This window comes from Georgenia muralis (assembly GCF_003814705.1).
GTDB classification, from domain to species: Bacteria; Actinomycetota; Actinomycetes; order Actinomycetales; family Actinomycetaceae; genus Georgenia; species Georgenia muralis.
Map to the genome: position 1 here is coordinate 2,873,426 of NZ_RKRA01000001.1, position 23,335 is coordinate 2,896,760.

19 protein-coding genes and 2 pseudogenes are annotated in these 23,335 nt (G+C 71.5%); 11 read left to right on the forward strand and 10 right to left on the reverse strand.

Features of this window, described 5'->3' with window-relative positions:
* Positions 1-19: 19 nt before the first annotated feature.
* Both EDD32_RS12910 and EDD32_RS12915 read left to right on the forward strand, forming a co-directional pair.
* Positions 20-1,552, forward strand: a complete 1,533-nt coding sequence (locus tag EDD32_RS12910) for a catalase (protein ID WP_246006124.1) — start codon at positions 20-22, stop codon at positions 1,550-1,552.
* A gap of 181 nt (positions 1,553-1,733) precedes the next feature.
* Complete coding sequence (locus tag EDD32_RS12915) at positions 1,734-2,510, forward strand: enoyl-CoA hydratase-related protein (RefSeq protein ID WP_123918086.1); 777 nt, start codon at positions 1,734-1,736, stop codon at positions 2,508-2,510.
* A 49-nt stretch (positions 2,511-2,559) separates the two neighbouring features.
* On the opposite strand, the gene map is transcribed toward EDD32_RS12915, so the two are convergent.
* Both map and EDD32_RS12925 read right to left on the reverse strand, forming a co-directional pair.
* Positions 2,560-3,342 (reverse strand): type I methionyl aminopeptidase, encoded by a 783-nt coding sequence (map, locus tag EDD32_RS12920; protein WP_123918088.1) that lies wholly within the window; start codon positions 3,340-3,342, stop codon positions 2,560-2,562.
* Positions 3,339-4,070, reverse strand: a complete 732-nt coding sequence (locus tag EDD32_RS12925; RefSeq protein ID WP_123918090.1) for a TetR/AcrR family transcriptional regulator — start codon at positions 4,068-4,070, stop codon at positions 3,339-3,341. Before EDD32_RS12925 ends, map begins: the two co-directional genes overlap by 4 nt.
* Positions 4,071-4,145: 75 nt before the next feature.
* Between EDD32_RS12925 and EDD32_RS12930 the strand changes: the two genes are divergently transcribed.
* Genes EDD32_RS12930 through EDD32_RS12945 form a run of 4 tightly spaced genes read left to right on the forward strand, consistent with a single transcriptional unit; the run spans position 4,146 to position 10,056 of the window.
* On the forward strand, positions 4,146-5,708 hold the full coding sequence (locus EDD32_RS12930; protein ID WP_123918092.1) for a carboxyl transferase domain-containing protein: 1,563 nt from the start codon (positions 4,146-4,148) through the stop codon (positions 5,706-5,708).
* A gap of 5 nt (positions 5,709-5,713) precedes the next feature.
* Complete coding sequence (locus EDD32_RS12935) at positions 5,714-7,906, forward strand: ATP-binding protein (protein ID WP_123918094.1); 2,193 nt, start codon at positions 5,714-5,716, stop codon at positions 7,904-7,906.
* Positions 7,903-8,919 (forward strand): hydroxymethylglutaryl-CoA lyase, encoded by a 1,017-nt coding sequence (locus EDD32_RS12940; RefSeq protein WP_123918096.1) that lies wholly within the window; start codon positions 7,903-7,905, stop codon positions 8,917-8,919. Before EDD32_RS12935 ends, EDD32_RS12940 begins: the two co-directional genes overlap by 4 nt.
* A 27-nt stretch (positions 8,920-8,946) precedes the next feature.
* The gene (locus tag EDD32_RS12945) at positions 8,947-10,056 is read left to right on the forward strand and encodes a nitronate monooxygenase (RefSeq protein ID WP_123918098.1); all 1,110 of its coding nucleotides are present in this window, start codon (positions 8,947-8,949) and stop codon (positions 10,054-10,056) included.
* Between the two features lie 238 nt (positions 10,057-10,294).
* Here EDD32_RS12945 and EDD32_RS12950 read toward each other — a convergent pair whose 3' ends face one another.
* The 3 genes from EDD32_RS12950 to EDD32_RS12960 are packed head-to-tail and all read right to left on the reverse strand — an operon-like array spanning position 10,295 to position 12,890.
* Entirely contained in the window at positions 10,295-11,560 is a 1,266-nt protein-coding gene (locus tag EDD32_RS12950) for a Dyp-type peroxidase (RefSeq protein WP_123918100.1), read from the reverse strand.
* Positions 11,560-12,186, reverse strand: coding sequence for a copper chaperone PCu(A)C (locus EDD32_RS12955; RefSeq protein ID WP_123918102.1), 627 nt, complete (start codon positions 12,184-12,186; stop codon positions 11,560-11,562). Before EDD32_RS12955 ends, EDD32_RS12950 begins: the two co-directional genes overlap by 1 nt.
* Entirely contained in the window at positions 12,183-12,890 is a 708-nt protein-coding gene (locus EDD32_RS12960) for a copper resistance CopC family protein (protein WP_170175288.1), read from the reverse strand. The genes EDD32_RS12955 and EDD32_RS12960 overlap by 4 nt, the downstream gene beginning before the upstream one ends.
* Before the next feature lie 187 nt (positions 12,891-13,077).
* On the opposite strand from EDD32_RS12960, the gene EDD32_RS12965 reads away from it, so the two are divergent.
* The 4 genes from EDD32_RS12965 (at position 13,078) to EDD32_RS12980 (ending at position 17,304) form a co-directional block, all read left to right on the forward strand.
* Entirely contained in the window at positions 13,078-14,058 is a 981-nt protein-coding gene (locus tag EDD32_RS12965; RefSeq protein WP_123918106.1) for a magnesium transporter, read from the forward strand.
* Positions 14,059-14,140: 82 nt separating this feature from the next.
* Positions 14,141-14,641, forward strand: coding sequence for a nucleoside deaminase (locus EDD32_RS12970; protein ID WP_123918108.1), 501 nt, complete (start codon positions 14,141-14,143; stop codon positions 14,639-14,641).
* A 273-nt stretch (positions 14,642-14,914) separates the two neighbouring features.
* Entirely contained in the window at positions 14,915-16,015 is a 1,101-nt protein-coding gene (locus EDD32_RS12975) for an IS110 family RNA-guided transposase (RefSeq protein ID WP_246006125.1), read from the forward strand.
* 93 nt (positions 16,016-16,108) lie between these two features.
* A protein-coding gene (locus EDD32_RS12980) for an IS3 family transposase (protein WP_123918110.1) occupies positions 16,109-17,304 on the forward strand; the annotation gives its coding sequence in 2 pieces (ribosomal slippage) (positions 16,109-16,393 and positions 16,396-17,304; 1,194 coding nt in all).
* Between the two features lie 138 nt (positions 17,305-17,442).
* On the opposite strand, the pseudogene EDD32_RS12985 reads toward EDD32_RS12980, so the two are convergent.
* A pseudogene (locus tag EDD32_RS12985) lies at positions 17,443-18,620 on the reverse strand (IS1634 family transposase); the annotation flags it as partial.
* A gap of 113 nt (positions 18,621-18,733) precedes the next feature.
* Between EDD32_RS12985 and EDD32_RS12990 the strand changes: the two are divergent.
* The gene (locus tag EDD32_RS12990) at positions 18,734-20,122 is read left to right on the forward strand and encodes an IS256 family transposase (protein WP_123920527.1); all 1,389 of its coding nucleotides are present in this window, start codon (positions 18,734-18,736) and stop codon (positions 20,120-20,122) included.
* Between the two features lie 29 nt (positions 20,123-20,151).
* Here the strand turns inward: EDD32_RS12990 and EDD32_RS12995 are convergent.
* From EDD32_RS12995 to EDD32_RS13010, 4 genes and pseudogenes are all read right to left on the reverse strand, one after another.
* A pseudogene (locus tag EDD32_RS12995) lies at positions 20,152-20,628 on the reverse strand (IS1634 family transposase); the annotation flags it as partial.
* A 314-nt stretch (positions 20,629-20,942) separates the two neighbouring features.
* Positions 20,943-21,467, reverse strand: coding sequence for a prepilin peptidase (locus tag EDD32_RS13000; protein WP_246006126.1), 525 nt, complete (start codon positions 21,465-21,467; stop codon positions 20,943-20,945).
* 98 nt (positions 21,468-21,565) lie between these two features.
* Positions 21,566-22,462: a type II secretion system F family protein gene (locus EDD32_RS13005; RefSeq protein WP_123918114.1), complete on the reverse strand. Its 897-nt coding sequence runs from the start codon at positions 22,460-22,462 to the stop codon at positions 21,566-21,568.
* Positions 22,463-22,471: 9 nt separating this feature from the next.
* Positions 22,472-23,164: a type II secretion system F family protein gene (locus tag EDD32_RS13010; RefSeq protein WP_246006291.1), complete on the reverse strand. Its 693-nt coding sequence runs from the start codon at positions 23,162-23,164 to the stop codon at positions 22,472-22,474.
* Positions 23,165-23,335 lie beyond the last annotated feature (171 nt).

Here is a 23,335-nt window from a genome sequence, read left to right on the forward strand (position 1 = left end):
TACCGACGAAGGAGAGAAATTGACCTACGACACCGGATCCACCACGGGCGCCGGCGCCCCCGCCGTGAGCGACCGCAGCTCGCTCTCGGTCGGCAGCAACGGCCCGCTCCTGCTCCACGACGTCCAGCTCGTCGAGACCCTCGCCCACTTCAACCGTGAGCGCGTCCCGGAGCGCAACCCCCACGCCAAGGGCGCCGGCGCGTTCGGCGTCTTCGAGACCACCGAGGACGTCAGTCGCTACACCAAGGCCGCCCTGTTCCAGCCCGGCGTGCGGACCGAGATGCTGGCGCGGTTCTCCACCGTGGCCGGCGAGCAGGGCTCGCCCGACACCTGGCGCGACGTCCGCGGCTTCTCGCTGAAGTTCTACACCGCCGAGGGCAACCTCGACCTCGTCGGCAACAACACCCCGGTCTTCTTCGTCCGCGACCCCATGAAGTTCCCGCACTTCATCCGCTCGCAGAAGCGCATGCCGGGCTCCGGCCTGCGCGACAACACCATGCAGTGGGACTTCTGGACGAACAACCCCGAGTCCGCCCACCAGGTCACCTACCTCATGGGTGACCGTGGCCTGCCCAAGACGTGGCGGCACATGAACGGCTACGGCTCCCACACCTACATGTGGGTCAACGCCGCGGGGGAGCGTTTCTGGGTCAAGTACCACTTCCACTCCCAGCAGGGGCTGGAGAACCTGCCCAACGACGAGGCCGAGCGCCTCGCCGGGGCCGACGCCGACTTCCACCGGCGCGACCTTCACGCCGCCATCGAGGGCGGGGACCACCCGAGCTGGGTCATGTCGGTCCAGGTCATGCCGTACGAGGCGGCCAAGACCTACCGGGTCAACCCCTTCGACCTCACCAAGACCTGGTCGCACGCGGACTTCCCGCTCATCAAGGTCGGCACGATGACCCTGAACCGCAACCCCGAGAACTTCTTCGCCGAGGTCGAGCAGGCCGCGTTCGCGCCGTCGAACACCGTGCCGGGCATCGGGTTCTCCCCGGACAAGATGCTGCTCGGCCGGGTCTTCGCCTACGCGGACGCCCAGCGGGCCCGCATCGGCACCAACTTCCTCCAGCTCCCCGTCAACAAGCCGAAGGTGGCGACGAACTCCTACACCTTCGACGGCAACATGACCTACGAGCACACCGGCACCGCGCCGGTGTACGCGCCCAACTCCTTCGGACGCAGCTGGTCGGACGAGACCGGTCCCGTGGTCGAGGGCTGGGAGTCCGACGGCGAGATGGTGCGCAGCGCCTACTCGCTCCACCCCGAGGACGACGACTTCACCCAGCCGGGCATCCTCGTCCGCGAGGTCTACGACGACGCCCAGCGTGAGCGGCTCGTGCAGACCGTCGCGGGGCACCTGGCCGGTGGCGTGGTCGAGCCGGTCCTCTCCCGCGCCTTCGCGTACTGGAAGGCCGTCGACGCCGAGATCGGCGAGCGCATCGAGGCCGCCTACCGGGCGGGCCGGACCGACGACAGCCCGGGCGCCGGCTCCGACGAGCCCGAGCGCGCCGAGGCCGCGGTGGCCGACGCCGTCACGCACGCGGGCTGACCCCCGGCGCACACCCGGGCCCGGTGACCCTCGTTGGTCGCCGGGCCCGGCCCGTGCCGCGTGACGACGACGGCGCCAGGCTGGGCTGGTCTGCACTCCCTGCCGACGGCGGACCGGGTCGCGGTCAGGACGCCGTCGCTCGCCGAGCACTACGGTCGTGACCGACGCGAGAGGGGTACCCATGAGTAACAACGCCGAGCTCGTCCACCTGCGGGTCGAGGACGCCGTCGCCACCATCACGCTCGACTCGCCGCACAACCGCAACGCCCTCTCGGCCCAGGTCCGGCGCGAGCTCGCCGCGCACCTGCGCACCGCGCTCGACGACGACGGTGTCCGCGTCGTCGTCCTCACCCACACCGGACCGGTCTTCTGCTCCGGCGCCGACCTCACCGAGGCTCGCGGCGCCGCCCCGCAGGACCAGGGCGTCACGGAGCTTCCCAGCCTCCTGGTGGCGCTGCTCGGAAGCGCCAAGCCGGTCGTGGCGCGGTTGGCGGGAACGGCACGGGCGGGCGGGCTGGGCCTGGTCGCCGCGTGCGACCTCGTCGTCGCCTCCGACGACGTCGCCTTCGCGTTCCCCGAGGTGCGGCTCGGCCTGGTCCCCGCGGTGATCACCGTCCCGCTCCGCCGCCGCGTCCAGGCCCAGGCGCTGCGGGCGCTGCTCCTCACCGGGGAGGTGTTCGACGCCGGACGGGCCGTGGCGGTCGGACTCCTCGACGCCGCCGTCCCCGCGGAGCGCCTCGACGAGGAGGTCGCTCGTCAGGTGGACATGCTCCTGCGGGGGGCGCCCGGTGCCCTCGCGGCGACGAAGGCGGTGCTCGCCGACCCGCCGGAGGACGACGCCGACGAGCTCGCCGTGCTCGGCCGGCTCTCCGCCGCGCACTTCGCCTCGGCCGAGGGGCAGGAGGGCCTGGCGGCGTTCGCCCAGAAGCGTCCGCCGTCGTGGGTGCCGAGGGGCTGAGTCCCGGCAACCCGCGTGGAGCCGGCCGCGGACCCGGGCAGGGCTCACCTCACCGCTGCGGGTCCCCGGGCAGGGTGAGGATCTCGGCGCCGTCGTCGGTGATGGCGATCGTGTGCTCGCTGTGGGCGGTCCGGCAGCCGGTTGCGCTCCGCAGCGTCCAGCCGTCGTCGTCGACGGCGAGCTCGGCGGTGTCCGCCATGACCCACGGCTCGAGGGCCAGCACGAGCCCGGGTCGCAGGACGTACCCGCGCCCCGGCCGGCCCGCGTTGGGCACGTGCGGGTCCTGGTGCATGGTCGACCCGACGCCGTGGCCCCCGAACTGGGTGTTGACCGGGTACCCCGCCTCGCTGAGGACCGTGCCGATGGCGTGCGAGAGGTCGCCGATGCGAGCGCCCGGGCGGGCTGCGGCGATGCCCGCGCTCAGGGCGCGCTCGGTCGCGCTGATCATCGCGAGGCTCTCCGCGGGCCGGGACTCGCCCACCACGAAGCTGATGGCCGAGTCCGCGACGACCCCGCCCCTGGCGACGGCGAGGTCGAGCGAGAGCAGGTCGCCGTCGGCGAGGACGTAGTCGTGCGGCAGCCCGTGGAGCACGGCGTCGTTGACCGACGTGCAGATGTAGTGCCCGAACGGCCCGCGCCCGAAGGACGGCTCGTAGTCGACGTAGCAGGAGCGCGCCCCGGCCTCGTCGATCATCTCGTGGGCCCAGAGATCGATCTCCAGGAGGTTCGTCCCCGCCGCGGCGCGGCTCTTCAAGCTCTGCAGGATGTTGGCGACGACGGCGCCCGTGTCCCGTGCACGCGACAGCTCGGTGGGGTTGAGGATCTCGATCATGCGGTGCCTTCCTTCGCGCTTCCGGCGGGGACCAGTGTGCACCGCGACGCGGATCGGTGCGGTTCGACGTCCACGGCCCGGAGGGCCTGGAGCGCCATCCGGCGCAGCAGCGCGGCCATCTCGGCCCGGGCCAGCCGGGCGCTGTGCGGGGTCGAGTTGATGAGCCCGAAGGCCGCGTGCGCGGCCGCTCGCGCGGTGCGCACGTCGACGCCCGGATGCTCCGCCCGCAGGGCGTCGACCCACACCTCCACGTAGGCGAGCTGGAGACGTCGGACGTGCTCGCGGTCCTCGGGCCCGAGCGCGTCGAGGTCACGCGCCTGGACGGTGATGAGGTCGGGATGGTCGAGGGCGAACTCGACGTGCCAGTCGACCAGCGCTGCGACGCCGCCGACGTCGGTCTCCTCGCCGACTGTCTCTGTTGCCTCGCCGACGCCCATCTCCTCGCCGCCGGCGTCTCGCGCGCGACGACGCCCCTCCTCGAGCAGCTCCTCGCTGATCCCGACCAGCAGCTCGCCGAGGATCGCCTCCTTGCGGGGGAAGTGCCGGTACAGCGCCGGTCCCGAGATCCCCACCGCGGCCCCGATGTCGTCGATGGAGACGCCCCGGAACCCTGAGCGCGCGAAGAGCTCGGCCGCCGCGTCGAGGATCTGGCGCCGCCGGGGGATCGGGGAGCCGGACGTGCGGGGGCTGGCGGAGCCGGACGTGCGGGGGCTTGCGGAGCCGGGCATGACCGTCATGGTAGACACCGAGGTTAACGCTGGCTAACCTCACCAGCAGCGCTCGCTCACCGAGGAGGAACGCCGTTGGCAGTCTCGCCCACGCTTGCCGAGCTCGCCGCCGAGCTCCGGGAGAGGCTCGCCGTCGTGCGCCAGGGCGGCGACACCCGCTCACGCGACCGGCACACGGCGCGCGGCAAGCTCCTCGTCCGTGACCGCGTCGACCGCCTCCTCGACCCGGGCTCGCCCTTCCTCGAGCTGTCCCCGCTCGCCGGCCACGGCATGTACGGCGAGGACGTCCCGGCCGCCGGCATCGTCACCGGCGTCGGCCGGGTCGCGGGACGCGAGTGCGTCGTCGTCGCCAACGACGCCACGGTCAAGGGCGGCACCTACTACCCGGTGACGGTCAAGAAGCACCTGCGCGCGCAGGAGATCGCCGCCGAGAACCGGCTCCCGTGCCTGTACCTCGTCGACTCCGGCGGTGCCTATCTCCCGTTGCAGGACGAGGTCTTTCCCGACCGCGACCACTTCGGGCGCATCTTCTACAACCAGGCGCAGATGTCCGCCCGCGGCATCCCCCAGCTCGCCGCGGTCATGGGCTCGTGTACGGCGGGCGGCGCGTACGTCCCGGCGATGTCCGACGAGAGCGTCATCGTGCGCGACCAGGGCACGATCTTCCTCGGCGGTCCGCCCCTGGTGAAGGCGGCGACCGGCGAGGTCGTCACCGCCGAGGAGCTCGGCGGGGGAGAGGTGCACGCCCGCCGCTCCGGCGTCGTCGACCACCTCGCCGACGACGACGCCCACGCCCTGGAGATCCTCCGGCGCCTCGTCGCCACGATCGAGCGCACCACGTCCCCGTCGCTGCGCCAGGAACTGTCCGAGGAGCCGGCGGAGGACCCCGCCGGCCTCTACGACGTCGTCCCGGCGGACCTGCGCACCGGCTACGACGTCCGCGAGGTGGTCCGACGCCTCGTCGACGGCTCACGCCTGCAGGAGTTCAAGGCCCTCTACGGCGAGACCCTCGTGTGCGGGTTCGCCCGGATCTGGGGCTACCCGGTGGGGGTCGTCGCGAACAACGGCATCCTCTTCTCCGACTCCGCGCTCAAGGGCGCGCACTTCATCGAGCTGTGCGACCAGCGGGGCATCCCGCTCGTCTTCCTGCAGAACATCGCCGGCTTCATGGTGGGCAAGGACTACGAGACGGCGGGCATCGCCAAGGACGGCGCGAAGCTCGTGACCGCCGTCGCGACCGCCGTGGTCCCCAAGCTCACCGTCGTCATCGGCGGGTCGTTCGGCGCGGGGAACTACGGGATGGCCGGGCGCGCCTACGACCCCCGGTTCCTGTGGATGTGGCCCAACGCCCGGATCTCCGTCATGGGCGGGGAGCAGGCGGCCACGGTCCTCGCGACCGTCCGCCGGGACCGGATCGAGGCCGACGGCGGAACCTGGTCGGAGGCGGACGAGGAGGAGTTCCGCGCACCGGTGCGTGAGCGCTACGAGCGTCAGGGCTCGCCGTACTACGCCACGGCCAGGCTCTGGGACGACGGCGTCATCGACCCGGTCGACACCCGGCGCGTGCTCGGGCTCGCCCTCGCGGCGACGGCGAACGCCCCGATCCCGCGGCCCCTGCCCGCGCTGTACCGGATGTGAGCGCCGTGGCGAGCGCAGCGACCACCCCGGCCGGGTCCGGGCGGCGGCCGTTCACGACGCTGCTCGTCGCCAACCGCGGCGAGGTGGCGGTGCGGGTTCTGCGTGCCGCGCGCGCCGCCGGGCTGCGCACCGTCGCGGTGTACTCCGACGCTGATGCCGCCTCACCGCACGTCCGCCTCGCCGACACCGCCGTCCGGCTCGGGCCGGCGCCCGCCGCGCAGTCCTACCTCGACATCCCCGCGCTCATCGAGGCCGCCCGGCGCACGGGTGCCGACGCCGTCCACCCCGGCTACGGCTTCCTCTCCGAGAGCGCCGCGTTCGCCCGCGCCTGCGAGGACGCCGGCCTCACGTTCGTCGGACCGCCCTCGGACGTCATCGCGCTCATGGGACGCAAGGACGCCGCGCGCGCCGTCGCCGTGCGGGCCGGGGTGCCGGTGCTGCCCGCGGTGGTCGACGGCAAGCGGTCGGGGACCGGCGACGGCGACCAGCAGCACGCGCACGACGTACCCGCGCGCGACGGGGACCTCGCGCAGGTGGATCGTGCGCACGACGACGATCTCGCCCGACGAGCCCTCGCCGAGGTGGGACTGCCCCTCCTCGTCAAGGCCGCCGCCGGCGGCGGCGGCAAGGGCATGCGGGTGGTGCGCGACGCCGTCGACCTGCCCGCCGCCATCGCCGCCGCCCGCCGGGAGGCGACGGCGGCCTTCGGTGACGGCGCCCTCCTCGTCGAGCGGTACGTCGAGGGCGGACGCCACGTCGAGGTGCAGGTCCTCGCCGACAGCCACGGCACTGTCCTGCACCTGTTCGAGCGGGACTGCTCGGTCCAGCGCCGCCACCAGAAGGTGGTCGAGGAGGCCCCGGCGCCCATCATCACCGCGACGCTGCGCGAGGAGCTCACCGGCGCGGCCGTGCGGCTCGCCCGCGAGGTGGGGTACGTCGGTGCCGGCACGGTGGAGTTCCTCGTCGCCGGCGACGAGGCGTATCTCCTCGAGATGAACACCCGGCTCCAGGTGGAGCACCCCGTCACCGAGGCGGTCACCGGCCTGGACCTCGTGGCCCTCCAGCTCGCCGTCGCCCGCGGGGACCGGCTGCCCCTGCGTCAGGAGGACGTCGCCGTCACCGGCCACGCGATCGAGGTGCGCGTCTACGCCGAGGGGCCTGACTTCCTCCCGCAGGCCGGCACGGCGACCACGGTCCGCTGGCCGACGAGGGCGCGCACCGACACGGCCCTCGAGCCCGGGCAGGAGGTGGGCACCTGGTACGACCCGCTGCTCGCCAAGATCATCGCCCACGGACCCACCCGCGAGTCCGCCCGCGCGGCTCTCGTGCGGGCGCTCGACGACACGGCCGTCCTCGGTGTCACGACGAACACCGGCTTCCTGCGCCGGCTCGTCGCCTCCGACGACTTCCGTGCCGCGGCCATCGACACCGCCTGGCTCGACACCCACCCCGGTGCCTTCCCCACACAGGCCGACGACGTCGCGCTCGTCGCGGGGGCGGTGGCGCTCGCGGACGCGCTCACCGGCGCCCGGCGCGGGCCTGGCGCGACGAACGGTTCCGGCGCTGCCCACCCGTTCGGTGCCGGCGACGGCTGGCGGCTCGGCGGGCCGCCCGCGCCGGTCGTGCTCACGCTCGCGCACGACGGCGACGTCCATGAGGTGACCGTGGGCCCTGGCGATTGGCTGTCGCCAGCAGAGGTCAGGGGCCATGACGTGGGCACCGGTGTCCTCGACGTCGTGGTCGATGGGCGCGCACTCGCCATCCGTCGTCTCCCTGCGGCGGGCACCCAGCACGCGCCCACCCTTCCCGTGCAGCCTGGCCTCGGTGCCGGCCACGAGCTCCGGCTGGAGATCGACGGCCTGGCCCACGCCGTCGTCGTCGAGACGGGCCCGGGCCGCGTCGCCGTCTCCCGCCATGGCCAGACCACCGTGCTCACGGTGCCCGACCGGCGCAGCCGCGGCGCCGAGTCATCCTCGGACGGTGCGGTCGCCGCCCCGATGCCCGGCCTCGTCCGCGACGTCGCCGTCGAGGCGGGGGAGCACGTGGAGGCCGGCGCCCTCCTCGGTGTCCTCGAGGCGATGAAGATGGAGACCCGCCTCCTCGCACCCCATCCCGGCACCGTGGCCGAGGTCCTCGTCGCACCGGGCGACCAGGTCACGCTCGGCCAGGCCCTCTTCACCGTCCGGGGGCACGGGTGAGCGCGCCGCGCGCGGTGCCGCTCGCCGGCCTGCCCGAGCGGGTGACGGTCTACGAGGTCGGTCCCCGGGACGGCCTCCAGAACGAGCCGCTCGTCCTGCCCGTCGCCGTCAAGGCCGAGCTGGTCCGCCGGCTGGTGGCCGCCAGCCTGTCCGCGGTCGAGGTCACGAGCTTCGTCCGGCCGGGGCTCGTGCCGCAGCTCGCCGACGCCGCAGAGCTCATGGCCGCCGTCGACCCCACGACGGGCGTGCGCCATCCCGTGCTCGTCCCCAACGAGCGCGGGCTCGAGCGCGCCCTGGCCGCCGGCGCGCAGGAGGTGGCGATCTTCGCCAGCGCCACGGAGTCCTTCGCCCAGCGCAACCTCAACCGCTCAGTGGCCGAGTCGCTCCTCATGATCGCTCCCGTCGTCGCCGGAGCGCGGGAGAGCGGCCTGCCCGTCCGGGGATATCTCTCCATGTGCTTCGGCGACCCGTGGGAGGGCGACGTCGCGCTCGGCCAGGTGGTCGACGTCGCCGCCCGCCTGGTCGAGCTCGGCTGCACCGAGCTCTCCCTCGGCGACACGATCGGGGTGGCGACGCCCGGGCACGTGGTCGCGCTCCTCGACGCGCTGGATGCTGTGGGGATCGGCACCGAACGCCTCGCCGTCCACTTCCACGACACGTACGGCCAAGCCCTCGCCAACACCCTCGCGGCTCTGCAGCACGGCATCACGACCGTCGACGCCGCTGCCGGCGGGCTCGGCGGGTGCCCCTTCGCCGGCAGCGCGACGGGCAACCTCGCCACCGAGGACCTCGTCTGGATGCTCCACGGCCTGGGCATCGACACCGGCGTCGACCTCGACGCGCTCGTCGCGACGAGCGAGTGGCTGGCCGGACACCTCGGCCGGCCGAGTCCCTCCCGGGTGGTCCGTGCCCTGAGCCGGCCCGACCACCCCACGGTGGAGGCGCCGTCGTCCACCGGCTCATCCGAGACTGCGGCGCCCGCGCCGGACGAACCACCCGCACCCACCCGTTGACCTGCCACGACCCCACCGGAGGAGACCATGCGCACCGCCTTCACCGACCTCGTCGGGGTGGAGCACCCGCTCGCGGGGTTCAACCGCACCCCGGCCGTCGTCGTCGAGGTCTCCCGCGCGGGCGGGCTCGGCGTGCTCGGCGCCACGATGTACACGCCGGACCAGCTCGACGCCCAGCTCACCTGGATCGAGGAGCAGCTGGAGGGGCGGCCCTACGCAGTCGACGTGCTCGTGCCCGCGCGGTCCAGGGCCGCGGTCGGGCCCGACCCTGCCATCCCCGCCGAGCACCGGGCGTTCGTCGATGCCCTCCTGGAGAAGTACGGCATCCCGCCGCTCAGCGAGCCGGTGGACCCGTTCGGCCGCATCGACGCGAGCCTCGAGACCAACACGTCCGCCGGGCTCGTCGAGGCGCTCCTGGACGTGACGTTCGCGCACCGGCCGGCCCTCGTCGCCAACGCCCTGGGCACCCCACCACCGGCCATGCTCGAGCGGGCTCGGGCCGCGGGCGTCCCCGTCGCGGCGCTCGTGGGCAAGCGCGAGCACGCCGAGCGCCAGCTCGCCGCCGGGGTCGACCTCCTCGTCGCGCAGGGCACGGAGGCCGGCGGGCACACCGGCGGTGTCGCCACGATGGTCCTGACCCCGGAGGTCGTCGCGGTCGCCGGGGACGTGCCGGTCCTGGCCGCCGGTGGCATCGCGACCGGCCCGCAGCTCGCCGCGGCGCTGGCCCTCGGCGCTGCGGGCGGCTGGGCCGGCTCGGTCTGGCTCGCCAGCCACGAGGACCTCGCCGGCCGTGCCATCAAGGACAAGCTGCTCGCGGCGTCGAGCTCGGACACGGTCATCTCGACCAGCCGGACGGGCAAGCCGGCCCGTCAGCTCGCCAGCGCGTGGCTCGCGGAGTGGGCCGCCCCTGGGGCGCCTGCCCCGCTGCCGCTGCCGCTCCAGCCGATGCTCGTGCGGGAGGCGTGGGAGCGCATCGATGCCGCCGCCGAGCGTGGCGTGGCGACGGCGCGCGACCTCGAGTCGTTCTTCGTCGGCCAGGTGGTGGGGAGCATGACCGAGCTGCGACCGACGGCGGACATCGTCCGCGACATCGTCACCGGCTGCGAGGCGCGCCTGCGCGAGCTGTGCGGGCGCTGAGCCGGCTTAACCGCCGAGTCCGCGCTGCTGCGGAGACCACTCTCACTCGGCGACGAAGGGGTCACTCGGCGATGAAGGGGGGCGTCGGCCGCGAAAGATCCCTCTGTCGCCGAGCGATCCCCGCAGACCACTCTCACTCGGCAACGAAGGGATCGCTCGGCGACAAGGGGATCGCTCGGCGACGAAGGGTCGGAGAGCAGCGTGATGAACCGCCTGCCGGACGTGGTGCTGAGCAGCCTCACCCCTCGAGCAGCCGCTGCGCGAGGTACTCGCCCTCCGTCCGCACGCCGCCGGGGACGGCGAAGACCGCCGAGCCGATCGGCGCCGTCCACTCGTTGAGCAGGTCCATCTCGTCCAGGCGCCGCTGCAGCGGGATGAACTGGTGCTCAAGGTCGGCCTGGAACGCCACGAAGATCAGGCCGGAGCTCGACAGCCGCCCCGGCTTGGGCGGCACGTCGTAGTTGTAGGCGCGCCGCAGGATCCGCTGGGTCGGGTCCGACGTCCTCGAGCGTCGGACGTGCGACGCGATGTCGATGACTGGGAAGCCGAGCTCGTTCGTCGCCTCGAGGTCGACCTCGTCGTGCTCGGCGCCGCCGGTCAGCGGGGCGCCGGTGTCGAGGTCGCGGCCGACGACGATCTCGCGTCCGGTCCGGTCGAGCTCGTCCCAGCGGTCCACGTCCATGGCGATGCGGCGGACCACCATCGTCGTCCCGCCCTCGAGCCAGGCAGGGACGCCGTCGCCGCCCGCCCAGATGAGGGCGTCGTCGGTGCCCGTTCGCGGATTCGTGGTGCCGTCCACCTGGCCGAAGAGGTTGCGCATCGTCTGCCCCGACGGCGTCGTGCCCGGTGCGTTGCGGAAGCCCTGCTGGACCCAGCGTACCGACGCGAAGGAACGCGCCTCCTTGGTGAGCAGCCGCACCGCGTGCGCGACGGTGATCGGGTCGTCCGCGCAGATCTGCAGCACGAGGTCCCCGCCGGACCAGCGGTCCTCGAGCCGGTCGACGCCGAACGCGGGCAGGGGGCCGAGCCACGCCGGGCGCTGTGCCTCCAGGTCCGCTGCGGTGAAGAAGCCCGGCCCGAGCCCCAGGGTGACCGTCAGCCGGGCGGGCACCTCGGCCAGCTCGGGCTCGGTGTCGGACAGGCCGCCGCGCCCGGTGGTGAGCCGGTCGACGTCGTCGGTCCAGACCCGCATGAGGCGGACGAGGGCGTCGCGGTCGACGTCGTCGGCGAGGTCCATCGCGAGGAAGGTGCCGAACGCCTGCGGAGCGGTGACGACGCCGGCCTGGTGCTCGCCCCGCCACGGGACCGTCGCGGTGCCGGCCGCGTCCTCGGGCGTCGGGGCCGGGGCGGCGGGGTCGGCCGCCGCGCGAGTGCCCAGCCACGTGGCCGCGGCGCCGGCGACGGCGCCCGCACCGCCGGTGAGGAAGGTCCGCCGGCCGACCCCCGGGGCGCCAACGGAGGTCGTCGGCGTCTCCTCCGTCGTACCGGACCGTGCGCGAACCATCAGCCGTCGGACCCCGTCTCCGTGGGCTCCTCGGACCTGCCCACGGACTCCTCGCCCTCGCGCTCCGGGTTCTCCTCGCCGTGCGAGCCGTACTCCTCGTTGGCGCCCGAGAAGGTTCGGCCCGAGGCCACGAAGGTCACCGTGGCGCCGCCCTCGAGCTCGAGGGTGATCTCGACCTCGTCGCCGGCCTCGAGGTCCTCGGTGAGCTCCATGAGCATGAGGTGGTCCCCGCCCGGGACGAGCTCGTGCTCCTCACCGGCCTCGACGACGAACCCGTCGGACATCTCCTGCATGACCATCGCCCCGCCGTCGCCGGCGACCGTCTCGTGCAGCTCGGCGCGCCCGGCGACGGGGGAGGAGATGCCGACGACGTGGACGTCCTGTTCGCCGTCGTTGGTGAGGACGCCGAACGCGCCCGTCATGCCGTCCTCGACGGTGGCGGCTTTGACCCAGGCGTCGGTGACTCTGAGAGACCCATCCGCCGCCGTGGCGTCGGTCTGCGCGGTCCCCGACGCATCGGATGTCGACCCCGACATGGCGCTCGTCGAGTCCGCCGTGCCCGGCGACGAGCACGACGCCAGGGCGGTGACGAGGACGAGGGTGGCTGCGAGCCCGGGGCGCTTCATGACTCTCCTGGTGGCGAGGTGCTGGTTCGTGCGGTGGCGGCTGGAGCGGGATCGGGCGGTGTGATGGCCTCCGTCGCGGCGCGGGATCGCATGCTCCCGACGACGACGATTGCCAGCACGGCCAGGAGGGCCAGTCCGCCGAGCACGCCGGCGGCCCAGGCGGGAAATCCGCCGTCTGCCTGCTCTCGGCCCGGCTCGGCGACGGCGGCCGTCGGGGCGTCGGCGGCGCCTTCGGGCGCTCCGGCGTCGGTGCTGCTGAGCGACGGCGTGCCGACCGAGAAGGCGAACGCCCCCTGGATCCGGTGCCCGTCCCCGGAGACGACGGACCACGCCACGCGGTACGTGCCCTCCGCCATCGAGGAGGGCATCGGCATGCTCGCGATGGCATCTCTGATCTCGGGCGTGCCCTCGACGAGCGTCTCGCCGGCGGGGCCGGTGACGATCATCGCGGGGGCGACGCCGAGCAGGGACCTGTTGAAGGTGAGGTCGACCGAGGTGGGCGGGACGTCGACGGTCGCGTCGGCCTCGGGGGAGGTGCTCACGAGGTAGTCGTGCGCCACGGCGGGAGCGGTGCCGAGCGCGAGCACCAGGACGGTCCCCAGCAGGGAGATGACCGTGACGAGAGCCGAGCGAAGGCGTGCCGTTCGGGTTCCGCCGGTGCGGCCGGTGCGGCCGGTGCGGGGGCGCACGGCAGAGAACGACATCCCGACCTCCCTCGTGCGGCAGCGCGTGACCCTAGATGACCAGAGGTCAGCATACCCCGGGGGGCATGCTGCAGTGCTGGTAAGAAGACTCCACAGCGGCGTGATCTCGCGGTTCAAGGGCCCTTGGGCTCTGTCGTCAGGCCCTGATCCGGAGCATCCTGGGACGAACCGGACCCGGAGGTGCGGGATGACGGAGCTCGACACGCAACGGGCGACGGAGCTCGGCACGGCTGCGCAGCACGCCTCCCGGAACGTCCCCGTCGCACGGTCGACAGACACCGCCGGCGAGGTCCTCGCGGCCATGCGCGGACACCGCTACGACAGCGCCGCCGTCGTCGCGCTCGTCGACGGCGACCGGCTCAGTGGCCTCGTCACGCTCGAGCGGCTCCTCGCCGCGCCGCCGGAGACGATCCTCGACCAGCTCATGGACCCGAACCCGCCCGTCGTCACGCCGTCGACCGCCCAGGAGCGGGCGGCATGGCTCGCCGTCCAGCACGAGGAACCCACCCTCGTGGTCGTCGACGAGGACGGCCGGTTCGCCGGGCTGGTCCCGCCGACGGCGCTGCTGGAGGTGGTCCTGCAGGAGCACGACGAGGACATGGTCAGGCTCGGCGGCTTCATGCGCTCGGCCTCTCCCGCGCAGACCACGTCGGTCGAGGCGATCCCTCGCCGCCTCGGGCACCGGCTGCCCTGGCTGCTCGTGGGGCTCGCGGGGGCGCTGATCGCCGCCGGCGTCGTCGGCAGCTTCGAGGAACAGCTCTCCCAGGAGGTGCTCATCGCGTTCTTCGTGCCCGGCGTCGTCTACATGGCCGACGCCGTGGGCACGCAGACCGAGGCACTGGTGATCCGGGGCCTGTCCGTCGGGATCGGGGTGCGGCGCATCGCGGGCCGGGAGGTCCTCACCGGACTGCTCCTGGGGATCGTGCTCGGGCTGCTGTCGCTGCTGCCCGTGGGGCTGATCTGGGGGGACTGGCTCGTGGCGATCGCGGTGGCTCTGGCGCTCCTGGCGGCGTCGTCGATCGCGACGGTCATCGCCCTGGGGCTGCCGTGGCTGATCCACCGGATGGGGAAGGACCCGGCCTTCGGGTCGGGCCCACTTGCCACGGTGATCCAGGACCTGCTGACGGTGACGATCTACCTCGTGGTCGCCACGGCGATCGTGCTGTAGGTCGGAGCCGTCGTGCTGTGCCGCGCCGCGGGTGCTCGGCCTGCGTGGCCGTCCGGCAGGCGCAGCGGCTACGTTCGGTTCCGTGACCACCACCCGCAGCGCAGAGCTCACCCCTCAGGACGAGGCACACCTTCGTACGGCACTCCGGGTGGCGGTCGAGGCGAAGGCCGCAGGCAAGCATCCCTTCGGCGCGATCGTCGTGGACGGCGACGGACGCGTCGTTGCCTCGCGGGGGAACAACGCCCTCCTGCCCGACGGCGATCCCACCCAGCACGCGGAGCTGTTGGCGCTCTCGGACGCCGCCCGGGCGATCGGGCCGGACGGGATGGGCCACGCGACCCTGTTCACGAGCGCCGAGCCGTGCGTCATGTGCACGGGGGCGGGGTACTGGACGGGAGTCGGGCGGATCGTCTACGCGCTGTCGGAGGTCCGGCTGCTCGAGCTGACCGGCGCGCACCCCGAGAACCCGACCTTCTCCTTCCCATGCCGGGAGGTGCTGGCGCGCGGCCAGCGCGAGGTGGCGGTCAGCGGGCCGCACCTGGAGGACGAGGCGGCCGAGCCGCACGTGGGGTTCTGGGTCTGAGCGTTCGGATCGGTCAGACGGTATGTAGTGCGGCTGGTGTTGGGTCTCGGGGTCGCGCCGCTGGTTGGTGATTGTGGTGGTTGTCGGTGGGGCGTCAAGGCACTTCGTCCCCTGCGGGGCGGGCCTGCGGCCCGGTCTTGACTCCCCACCGACAAACCACACCTTCGCCTGGAGGCGGCGCTGGTCAGCAGGAGCCCCCGCGGCGCATCGTCGTGAGTTACCACCGGTGACCAATCCGGGGCGCCGGTGGATCACAGTCGTCGGGAGGCTCCTGTGTTCACCAACATAATCCCTGCCGCTCGTGAGCGGTGGGTCGTGGGTCTAGACGTCCACGCCCGTTCCATCAGCGCGTCCGCGCTCGACCTGACCACCGGCGAGCTCATCAATGCCCACCTGGCCGCAGAGACCACCGCGGTGCTGCGGTTCCTCACCGGTCTGAACGGCCCGGCAGCGGTGGCCTACGAGGCCGGCCCGACCGGGTTCGGCCTCGCTAGGGCGTTGGACCAGGCCGGGCTGCGGTGCGTGGTCGCCGCCCCCTCCAAGATCGCCCGCGCATCGGGCGACCGGGTCAAGACCGACAAACGTGACGCGACTCTGCTGGCCCGGCGCCTGGCAGCCGCGGACCTGACCGCGGTACGGGTCCCGACCCCGACCGAGGAAGCCGCTCGAGACCTGACCCGCGCCCACGAGGACGCCCGCACCGACCTGATGAGCGCCCGGCACCGCGCCTCCAAGCTCCTCCTGCGCCACGGCATCGTCTACTCCGGCGGGAGAGCATGGACTCTGGAGCACCACGCCTGGCTGGCGCGGATCCGTCTCCCGCAGCCGGCTTCCCAGACCGCCTTCGACGACGCCCACCAACACGTCCTGCTGCTGGAGGCCCGCAAGAAGAACCTCGCCCACCAGGTCGCCCTCCTGGCAGCCGAGAGTGAGTTCACCGGCGTGTTCCACGCCCTGGGCTGCCTACGCGGTATCGCCGGCATCACCGCGATGTCGTTGGCCGTAGAGATCGGTGACTGGGACCGGTTCACCGGCGCCTCGATCGGCGCCTACCTCGGCCTGACCCCGACCGAGCACTCCTCCGGAGGCACCCGGCGCCTGGGGCCGATCACCAAGGCCGGCAACCCCCACGCCCGCCGACTGCTCGTCGAAGCGGCCTGGCACCACCGCCCCGGCTACCGGGTCGGGACCATCTTGCAAGCTCGTTTCGATGCCGCCACCCCCACCCAGGCCGCCCGCGGCCACGAGGGCAACCTGCGCCTGCACCGCCGCTGGGAACACTTCGACACCGAGCACAAACGCACCACGGTCGCGAACATCGCGATCGCCCGAGAACTCGCCGGATGGTGCTGGTCCCTGGCCACCACCCGGTGAACAAGCCCTGACCCGCCGGCCCTGGGGACTGCTGCACGGATAGGTGACATCTGATCTGTGGTGCCGAGAGGTGCTGCTGGAAGGATGTGCACCGTGCCCAAGCCCTACCCGAAGGAGTTCCGCGACGACGTGGTCCGTGTCGCGAGGAACCGTGAGCCAGGGGTCCATCTGAAGCAGATCGCTGCCGATTTCGGGATCAGCGAGTCGTGCCTGACGAACTGGTTGAAGACCGCCGACGTCGAGGACGGCACCAAGCCGGGCACGACCACGGCCGACAACGCCGAGTTGCGCGCGGCGAAGAAGCGGATCCGGCTGCTGGAGCAGGAGAACGAGGTCCTGCGCCGTGCCGCGGCCTATCTCTCGCAGGCGAACCTGCCGGGAAAATGATGTACCCGCTCGTCCGTGAGCTGGCCGTCGACGGTGTTCCCGTCACGGTGACGTGCCGGGTGCTCAAGATCGCGCGCCAGCCCTACTACCGCTGGCTCGCTCACCCGGTCACCGACTCCGACCTCGAGCAGGCCTACCGTGCCAACGCCCTGTTCGACGCCCACCGCGAGGACCCGGAGTTCGGCTACCGGTTCCTCCTCGATGAGGCACGCGAGGCCGGGGAGGCGATGGCGGTACGGACCGCGTGGCGGATCTGCTCGGCCAATGGGTGGTGGTCGGCGTTCGGCAAGCCCAAGCGCGGCAAGAACGGCAAGAAGCCGGGCCCGCCGGTCCATGACGACCTGTGCGCCGTGACCGACGACAAGGGCCGGGTCCGGCACGCGTTCACCGCCGAAAGTCTCAACGAGCTGTGGCTGACCGACATCACCGAGCACTGGACCGGTGAGGGCAAGCTCTACCTGTGTGCGATCAAGGACGTCTCCTCCAACCGGATCGTGGGGTACTCCATCGACTCGAGGATGAAGTCACGCCTGGCCGTCGCAGCGCTCAACAACGCCGCCGCACGCCGTGGCGACGTCGCCGGCTGTGTTGTTCATTCTGACCGTGGATCTCAATTTCGAAGCCGGAAATTCGTCCACGCTCTCAACCGTCACGCCATGGTCGGCTCCATGGGCCGCGTCGGCGCAGCCGGCGACAACGCCGCAATGGAGTCGTTCTTCTCCCTGCTGCAGAAGAACGTTCTCGACCGCCGAGCCTGGGCCACCCGTGAAGAGCTACGGATCGAGATCGTGACCTGGATCGAACGGACCTACCACCGCCGCCGACGCCAAGACGCCCTGGGCCGATTGACCCCCATCGAGTACGAGACCATCATGACCACGCCAGCCACTCAGGCTGCCTGACCCAACCTGTCACCCGTTCGTGCAGCAGTCCCCTGCGGCGAGGAAGCAGCGTGAGGGGACGACCCACGAATCGGCTGTGAGCCCCCGGACCCTGACCAGGCCGGGCACGCCCGACCTCAGACCGTGCCCTGAGTTGGCTCATTCGCTTAGTGCGTGAGTTGCCCGCTGTGGATCGCGTCGAGGATGGCTTGCTGCTCGGTGGGGATGGCGGGGGCGAAGGTCTGGGTGGCGCCGTTGATCGCGATCGTGGCGGAGCGCAGCGGCCGGAGCTGGCGGATGACGTTGCGGATGGCCAGGCTGGTGCGGGCTTGGACCTCGCGGGAGACCGCCAGTGCGGTGAACACGATGGTCAGGTGGGCCTCGATCGCGTCGCGGGTGCGGTGGAACATGGGGCGGGCGCGTAGGTCGGTCTTGCTCATCCGGAAGGACTGCTCCACGTGCCACAGGTCGTGGTAGGAGCCGATGACCTCACCCGCCGGCATCACTGGCGCGGGGATGTTGGTGACGTAGCCCTTGAGCCCGACCAGTCGCCGGGCCCGTGCCAGGGCGGTCTCGTCCAGGCGGTGCCCGTCGCCGCTGGTCTTGACGAATCGCGGGGTGCGGGCGGCCTTCTCCCCGGCGATGACCGCGCGGGCCCGGTTCTCCTGGAGGGTGAGCGTCTTGTTGTCCCTCGCCGCGCGTTTGGCGGAGTAGGCCCAGACCGCCCGCCACGAGCCAGGGTGAAGGTCGCGGTCCCAGACCGGCTCGGCCCGATGAGCCGGGTCGTTCTCGTTGCGCCGCCCGGTCCTGGGGGTGAGGGTGTCGATGACCTGCCCGTCGGCGAAGGCGTCACCGTGCCAGCGGAAGTGCGAGGCCAGGTCCAGCGGTGCCTTGGTCACCCGGGAGCCGACGATGAACCGCAGGTTCGCCTCGTCTAGCTCGCGCAGGTTGGTCGCGGAGAGCATGCCGGCGTCGGCGACGACGACCATGTCCTCGATGTCGTGACGGGTCTGGAACTGCTTGACGATCGGGATGATCGTGGCGGTCTCTGCCTTGTTGCCCTCGTAGCAGCCGATCTCGAGGGGGAAGCCGTGCCGGTCGACCAGGAGCCCGACGACGATCTGGGGGTCGACGCGGCGTTCCTTGGAGTAGCCGACCTTGCGCAGGTCGTCCTCCTTCTCGGCCTCGAAGTACAACGTGGTCACGTCGTAGAGCACCAGGGAGACGTCACCGCTGCTCACGGCGTGCTCGAAGCACAAGGTGGCGATCTGGTCGCGATACGACCCGCCGACCGCGGCGCGGGCGAGGGTGCGTTTCATCGTGGCGTAGCTGGCCGGGACCCGGCCGGGCGTGTCAAATGCTCTGTGTAAGTGATGGTTCCTAGACGCTGGCTTCACGCCAGTGTGAGGAGACGATCATGACCACGACGCAGTGGACCTCGCAGGACCTGATGGACGCGGCCGTGCGGGCCGCCGAGACTGAGGACGTGCCCACCGACGACCCGCAACCGAGTCGGCCGGAGAAGAGTGCCCGGCAGCTGCGTGAGGAGCTGGTCAGCGACGACCTGATCGAGCGCCTGGTCAAGCAGGCCGGCGCCGAGGGGGTCGCGCTGACCGGGCAGGGCGGGTTCCTGCCCGAGCTGATCCGCTCGGTCCTCGAACGCGGCCTGGCCGCCGAGCTCGACGACCACCTCGGCTACGCCAAGGGCGAGCGGGCCGGGCGTGGGAACTCGCGCAACGGGAGCACCCCGAAGACGGTCGAGACCGAGATCGGGCCGGTCCCGCTGGCGACCCCGCGGGACCGGGACGGCTCGTTCAACCCCCGCCTGGTCCCCAAGGGCCAGCGCCGTCTCGGGGGCCTGGACGAGATGATCATCAGCCTCTACGCCGGCGGGATGACGGTCCGGGACATCCAGGCCCACCTGGCCCGGACGCTGGGGACTGATCTGTCCCACGAGACGATCGCGAACATCACCGACGCCGTGACCGAGGAGGTCATCGCCTGGCAGTCCCGCCCGCTGGACCCGGTCTACCCCGTCGTCTTCCTCGACGCCCTGGTCGTCAAGGTCCGCCACGACGCCCACGTGGTCAACCGGGCCGCGCACATCGCGGTCGGGATCGACACCGACGGGATCAAGCACGTCCTGGGCATCTGGGTCCAGTCCGGCGAGGGCGCGAAGTTCTGGGCCGGGGTCTGCGCCCAGCTCGCCAACCGGGGCGTCAAAGACATCCTGATCGCCTGCTGTGACGGCCTGCCGGGCCTGCCCGAGGCGATCGAGGCGACCTGGCCGAACACGATCGTCCAGACCTGCGTGGTCCACCTGATCCGGGCCGCGAACCGCTACCTCGCCTACGGCGACCGCAAGGCCTTCTCCGCCGGGCTGCGCCGGGTCTACACCGCCCCCGACGCCGACGCCGCCGAGACCGCCCTGCTCGAGCTCGCCGAGACCGACCTGGGGCGCAAGTACCCGGCCGCGATCGCGGTGTGGCAACGCGCCTGGGAACGCTTCACACCCTTCCTCGCCTTCCCGCCCGAGGTCCGCCGGGTCATCTACACCACCAACACCATCGAGTCGCTCAACTACCAGCTCCGCAAGATCATCAAGAACCGCGGCCACTTCCCCTCCGACGACGCCGTCATCAAGCTCCTCTGGCTCGCGATCACCGACATCGAGGACAAGCGCGCCCGCCAACGCGCCAAAGAAGCCGGCCTACCCGCCAACCGACGCAAAGCCGCCGGCCGACTCGTCGAGGGCGCCACCACCGAAGGCTGGAACGCCGCCCTGAACCAACTCGAACTGCTCTACCCCGACCGCCTCGCCGGCCACATCAACCAATAACCGACACCAACCGTCCTACACAGAAAACTTGACAGGCTCACCCGGCCCAGGTCCGTCAGCACTCGCCCGGTGTCCAGCAGCGAGGTCGGCTCCACGATCCGGGCGATGACCAGGTCGCGGAACACCGCATCGCCGACCGTGTCGAACCCCAGCGCGGTGAACACCTCGGCAAGGGCGTCGAACAGCAGCCGCGAGTCCGTCGAGATGACCCGGCCCGGGCCGTCCCGGCCCCGGTCCGGCGCCGCCTGCGGCGCGTGGAACAGCTCGGCCTCGCGAACTGGTGGGGCCAGCGGTGTCACCGGCGGCGTCGGCTCGATCCCGAGATCGAGCACCCCCTGGGCGGGGTTCGCCAGCAGCTCACGGGCCTGCTCCAGCAGGACACCGAGCTCGGCCTCGGTGTGTGCTGAACCGACATGCCTCACGATGCGCTGACGCCCGTCGGCGTACTCCGCGATCTGCACCGCCGTCGCACCCGACGCCGTGCGCACCCGCCTGATAAACGCCACCCCGCGAGGTTAGAGCGCACCCGCTTAGTGCGTGAAACCGCACTAAACCAACAACATCGCAGCAGGTCAGGGCCCTACTGCCCCTCGGGACGCCCACCCGTGAGCCAAGTCAGGTCAGACCGTGCCGACCGTCCCCGCCGAAACCACCGTCATGCGGCAACCAACCCGCGCATATCAGACTCGACACCGCGTCGAACAGACACGCACCCCACCCAGGACTCACAGGCCAGGAAAAGGGAAAGCCGCCCGATCCGGAGCAACCCAGCCCCGGACCGGCGGCCAACCCCTGCCCACTTGACAAACCGCCCTACATATCAGCCGAGCACGAGCGGCTGCCACGCAGCCCCGACGGCCGCGCCCGCGATCATCCACGGGCCGAATGGGATCTCGCTCTTGCGCCCCACCCGGCGCAGCGCCAGGAGAATGAGAGAGACCACGGCGACAAGCGCGAAGGCGGCAAGGGTCCCCATGAGCACCTGCGGCCAGCCGAACCACCCGAGGAAGCCGCCGAGCAGACCGGCGAGCTTGACGTCACCGAGACCCAGGCCCGCCGGGTTGATCCACGCGAGGATGAAGTACGAGACGAGCAGGAGGCCGCCCGCGGCGGCCGCACGGCCGAGCCGAGACCAGTCGTTCTCGAGCGCGGCCGCCAGGGTGAGGGCACCGAAGAACAGCGGATAGGTCGGCAGGACAATGGCGTCGGGCAGCCGGTACTCGGCAAAGTCAATGACGACGAGGAAGGCTGCGGCGAGCCCGAGTATCGCGAATGCCAGTGTCTCGGCCCAGGTCCTACCTGCCAGCGCCGCGCCTGCGCCGCAGACTGCTGCCAGAGCGGGCACCAACCAAGGCTGGCCCGTCCCGGCAGTCGCACTCCGAACCACTCTCTGCCGAGTCGCCAGTGCGACGGCAGACGTCAGGGCGGCCCATAACACCAGCGTCACAGTTCGGAGAACGTGGCGACGATGTCGATCGCAGCGGGTCCAAGCACGACGATGAAGAGCACAGGCATGATGCAGAGCAACAGGGGGAAGATCACCTTGACCGGAACCTGCATCGCCTTCTCCTCCGCCCGCTGGCGACGCTTGATCCGCATCTCGGCCGCTTGCGTTCGGAGGACGTCGGCAATGGCGATGCCGTACTGGTCGGCCTGGATGACGGCTCGCACGAATCGGCGGAGGTCCGTGACATCGGTGCGAGCGATCAGAGACTCGAACGCTTGCCGGCGGCCCTGACCGATCTGGATGTCCTGGAGAGTCCTGGTGAGTTCCTCGGCAAGCGGTCCCTTTCCGTTCTTGGCGGCACGTGCCATGGCGGCGTCGAAGCCGAGGCCTGCCTCGACAGCGATCGTCATCTGATCGAGGGTGTCGGCGAGCTCGAGCTGAATCTGTTGACTGCGCTCCTGCCCACGGCTGTGGAGAAGGAGTTCCGGTAGGAAGTACGCGACAACTGTGACGCCTGCGCCCAGCAGCAGGCTGAGTGCAGAGAACGTGGATTGGATGTAGAGAAACGAGAGAGCAGCCGCAGCTGCCCCGAGGAGGACCTTCGCCGCTGCGATCCGCTCGGGTGGCCAGGCCGCCGGACGACCGGCGCGGGCCAGCAGCTTGTCGATCCGCCTCCTCGTCACCGGGGAAGTCAAGCGTGCGACCAAGACCGCGAGAACACCGTCACTGCGTGACGGTCCGGAGGCCACCGCCGAAGATCCCAGGTGTATCCCACGCTGCAAGTTCGCGACGGCTTGTTGTCTCGAACGGTCAGCTCCGGCCACGGCGAGAAACGTGACAGTGCCAAGGGCCGCGCTCACCGCCAACACACCCAGAACGAGCACAGTGGGCATGTTGACTCCTCAGAACTTGATCTGGACGGTCTTGCGCATCCAGATCCCGCCAACGATCAGGAGGACCGCGCCAATCGCAAGCATGCCGTAGCCGAGAAGGCTTTGGGTGAGCCCGGAGATGTATCCAGGGTTGGTGAAGACGAGGAAGATCGCCACAACGAACGGAAGGCCCATCAAGATGAACGCCGAGAGTTTGCCCTCGGCGCTGAGCGCCTTGACCTGGCGGCGGATCTGGTTACGTTCCCGGATGGTGTGACCGACACCGTCGAGCACCTCCGCGAGGTTCCCACCGACCTCGCGATTGATCGCAATGGCTTGAGTCACCCACTCGAAATCTTCCGATCCCATCCGGCGTGCGGTGTCCGTGAGGGAGTCGCCCATGTCGCGACCGACACGCGTTTCGTTGATGATCCGCGAGAAAGCCTCGGATGTGGGTTCCTCCGCCTCACGGGCTACTGAATTCAGGGCCTGCGGAAGGCTGTGACCGGCACGCAAGCTGCTGGCCATGAGCTGGAGTGAGTCATCCAACTGGTCGGCGAACTTCCGCCGGCGGCGCGCCGTCAACGAGTCGAGCCTTACCTTGGCGAGGAGGGGCGAGAGGCTACTGAGGAGGAGTCCCAGAGGCCCCAGGAACAGGACGCCGAAGGCCGCGAGCGCAAGCGCGCCTACCAAAACGAGGAAGGCAAAATCCTGCTGACGCATCTTCACACCGGCATGCTCGAGCGTTCCGGCAAGGCCTCCGGTGCCCCGGCGTTCCATCGCTGTCCCCACGGCTGCCGTTGCCGCCGAGGACATGGTCGCCAGCGGCCCTGGCGGGGGAGGTGCACCGGGGCGCCTGCGGCGAAGCTCGACCCGGTTGGACGCTGGCGCGAC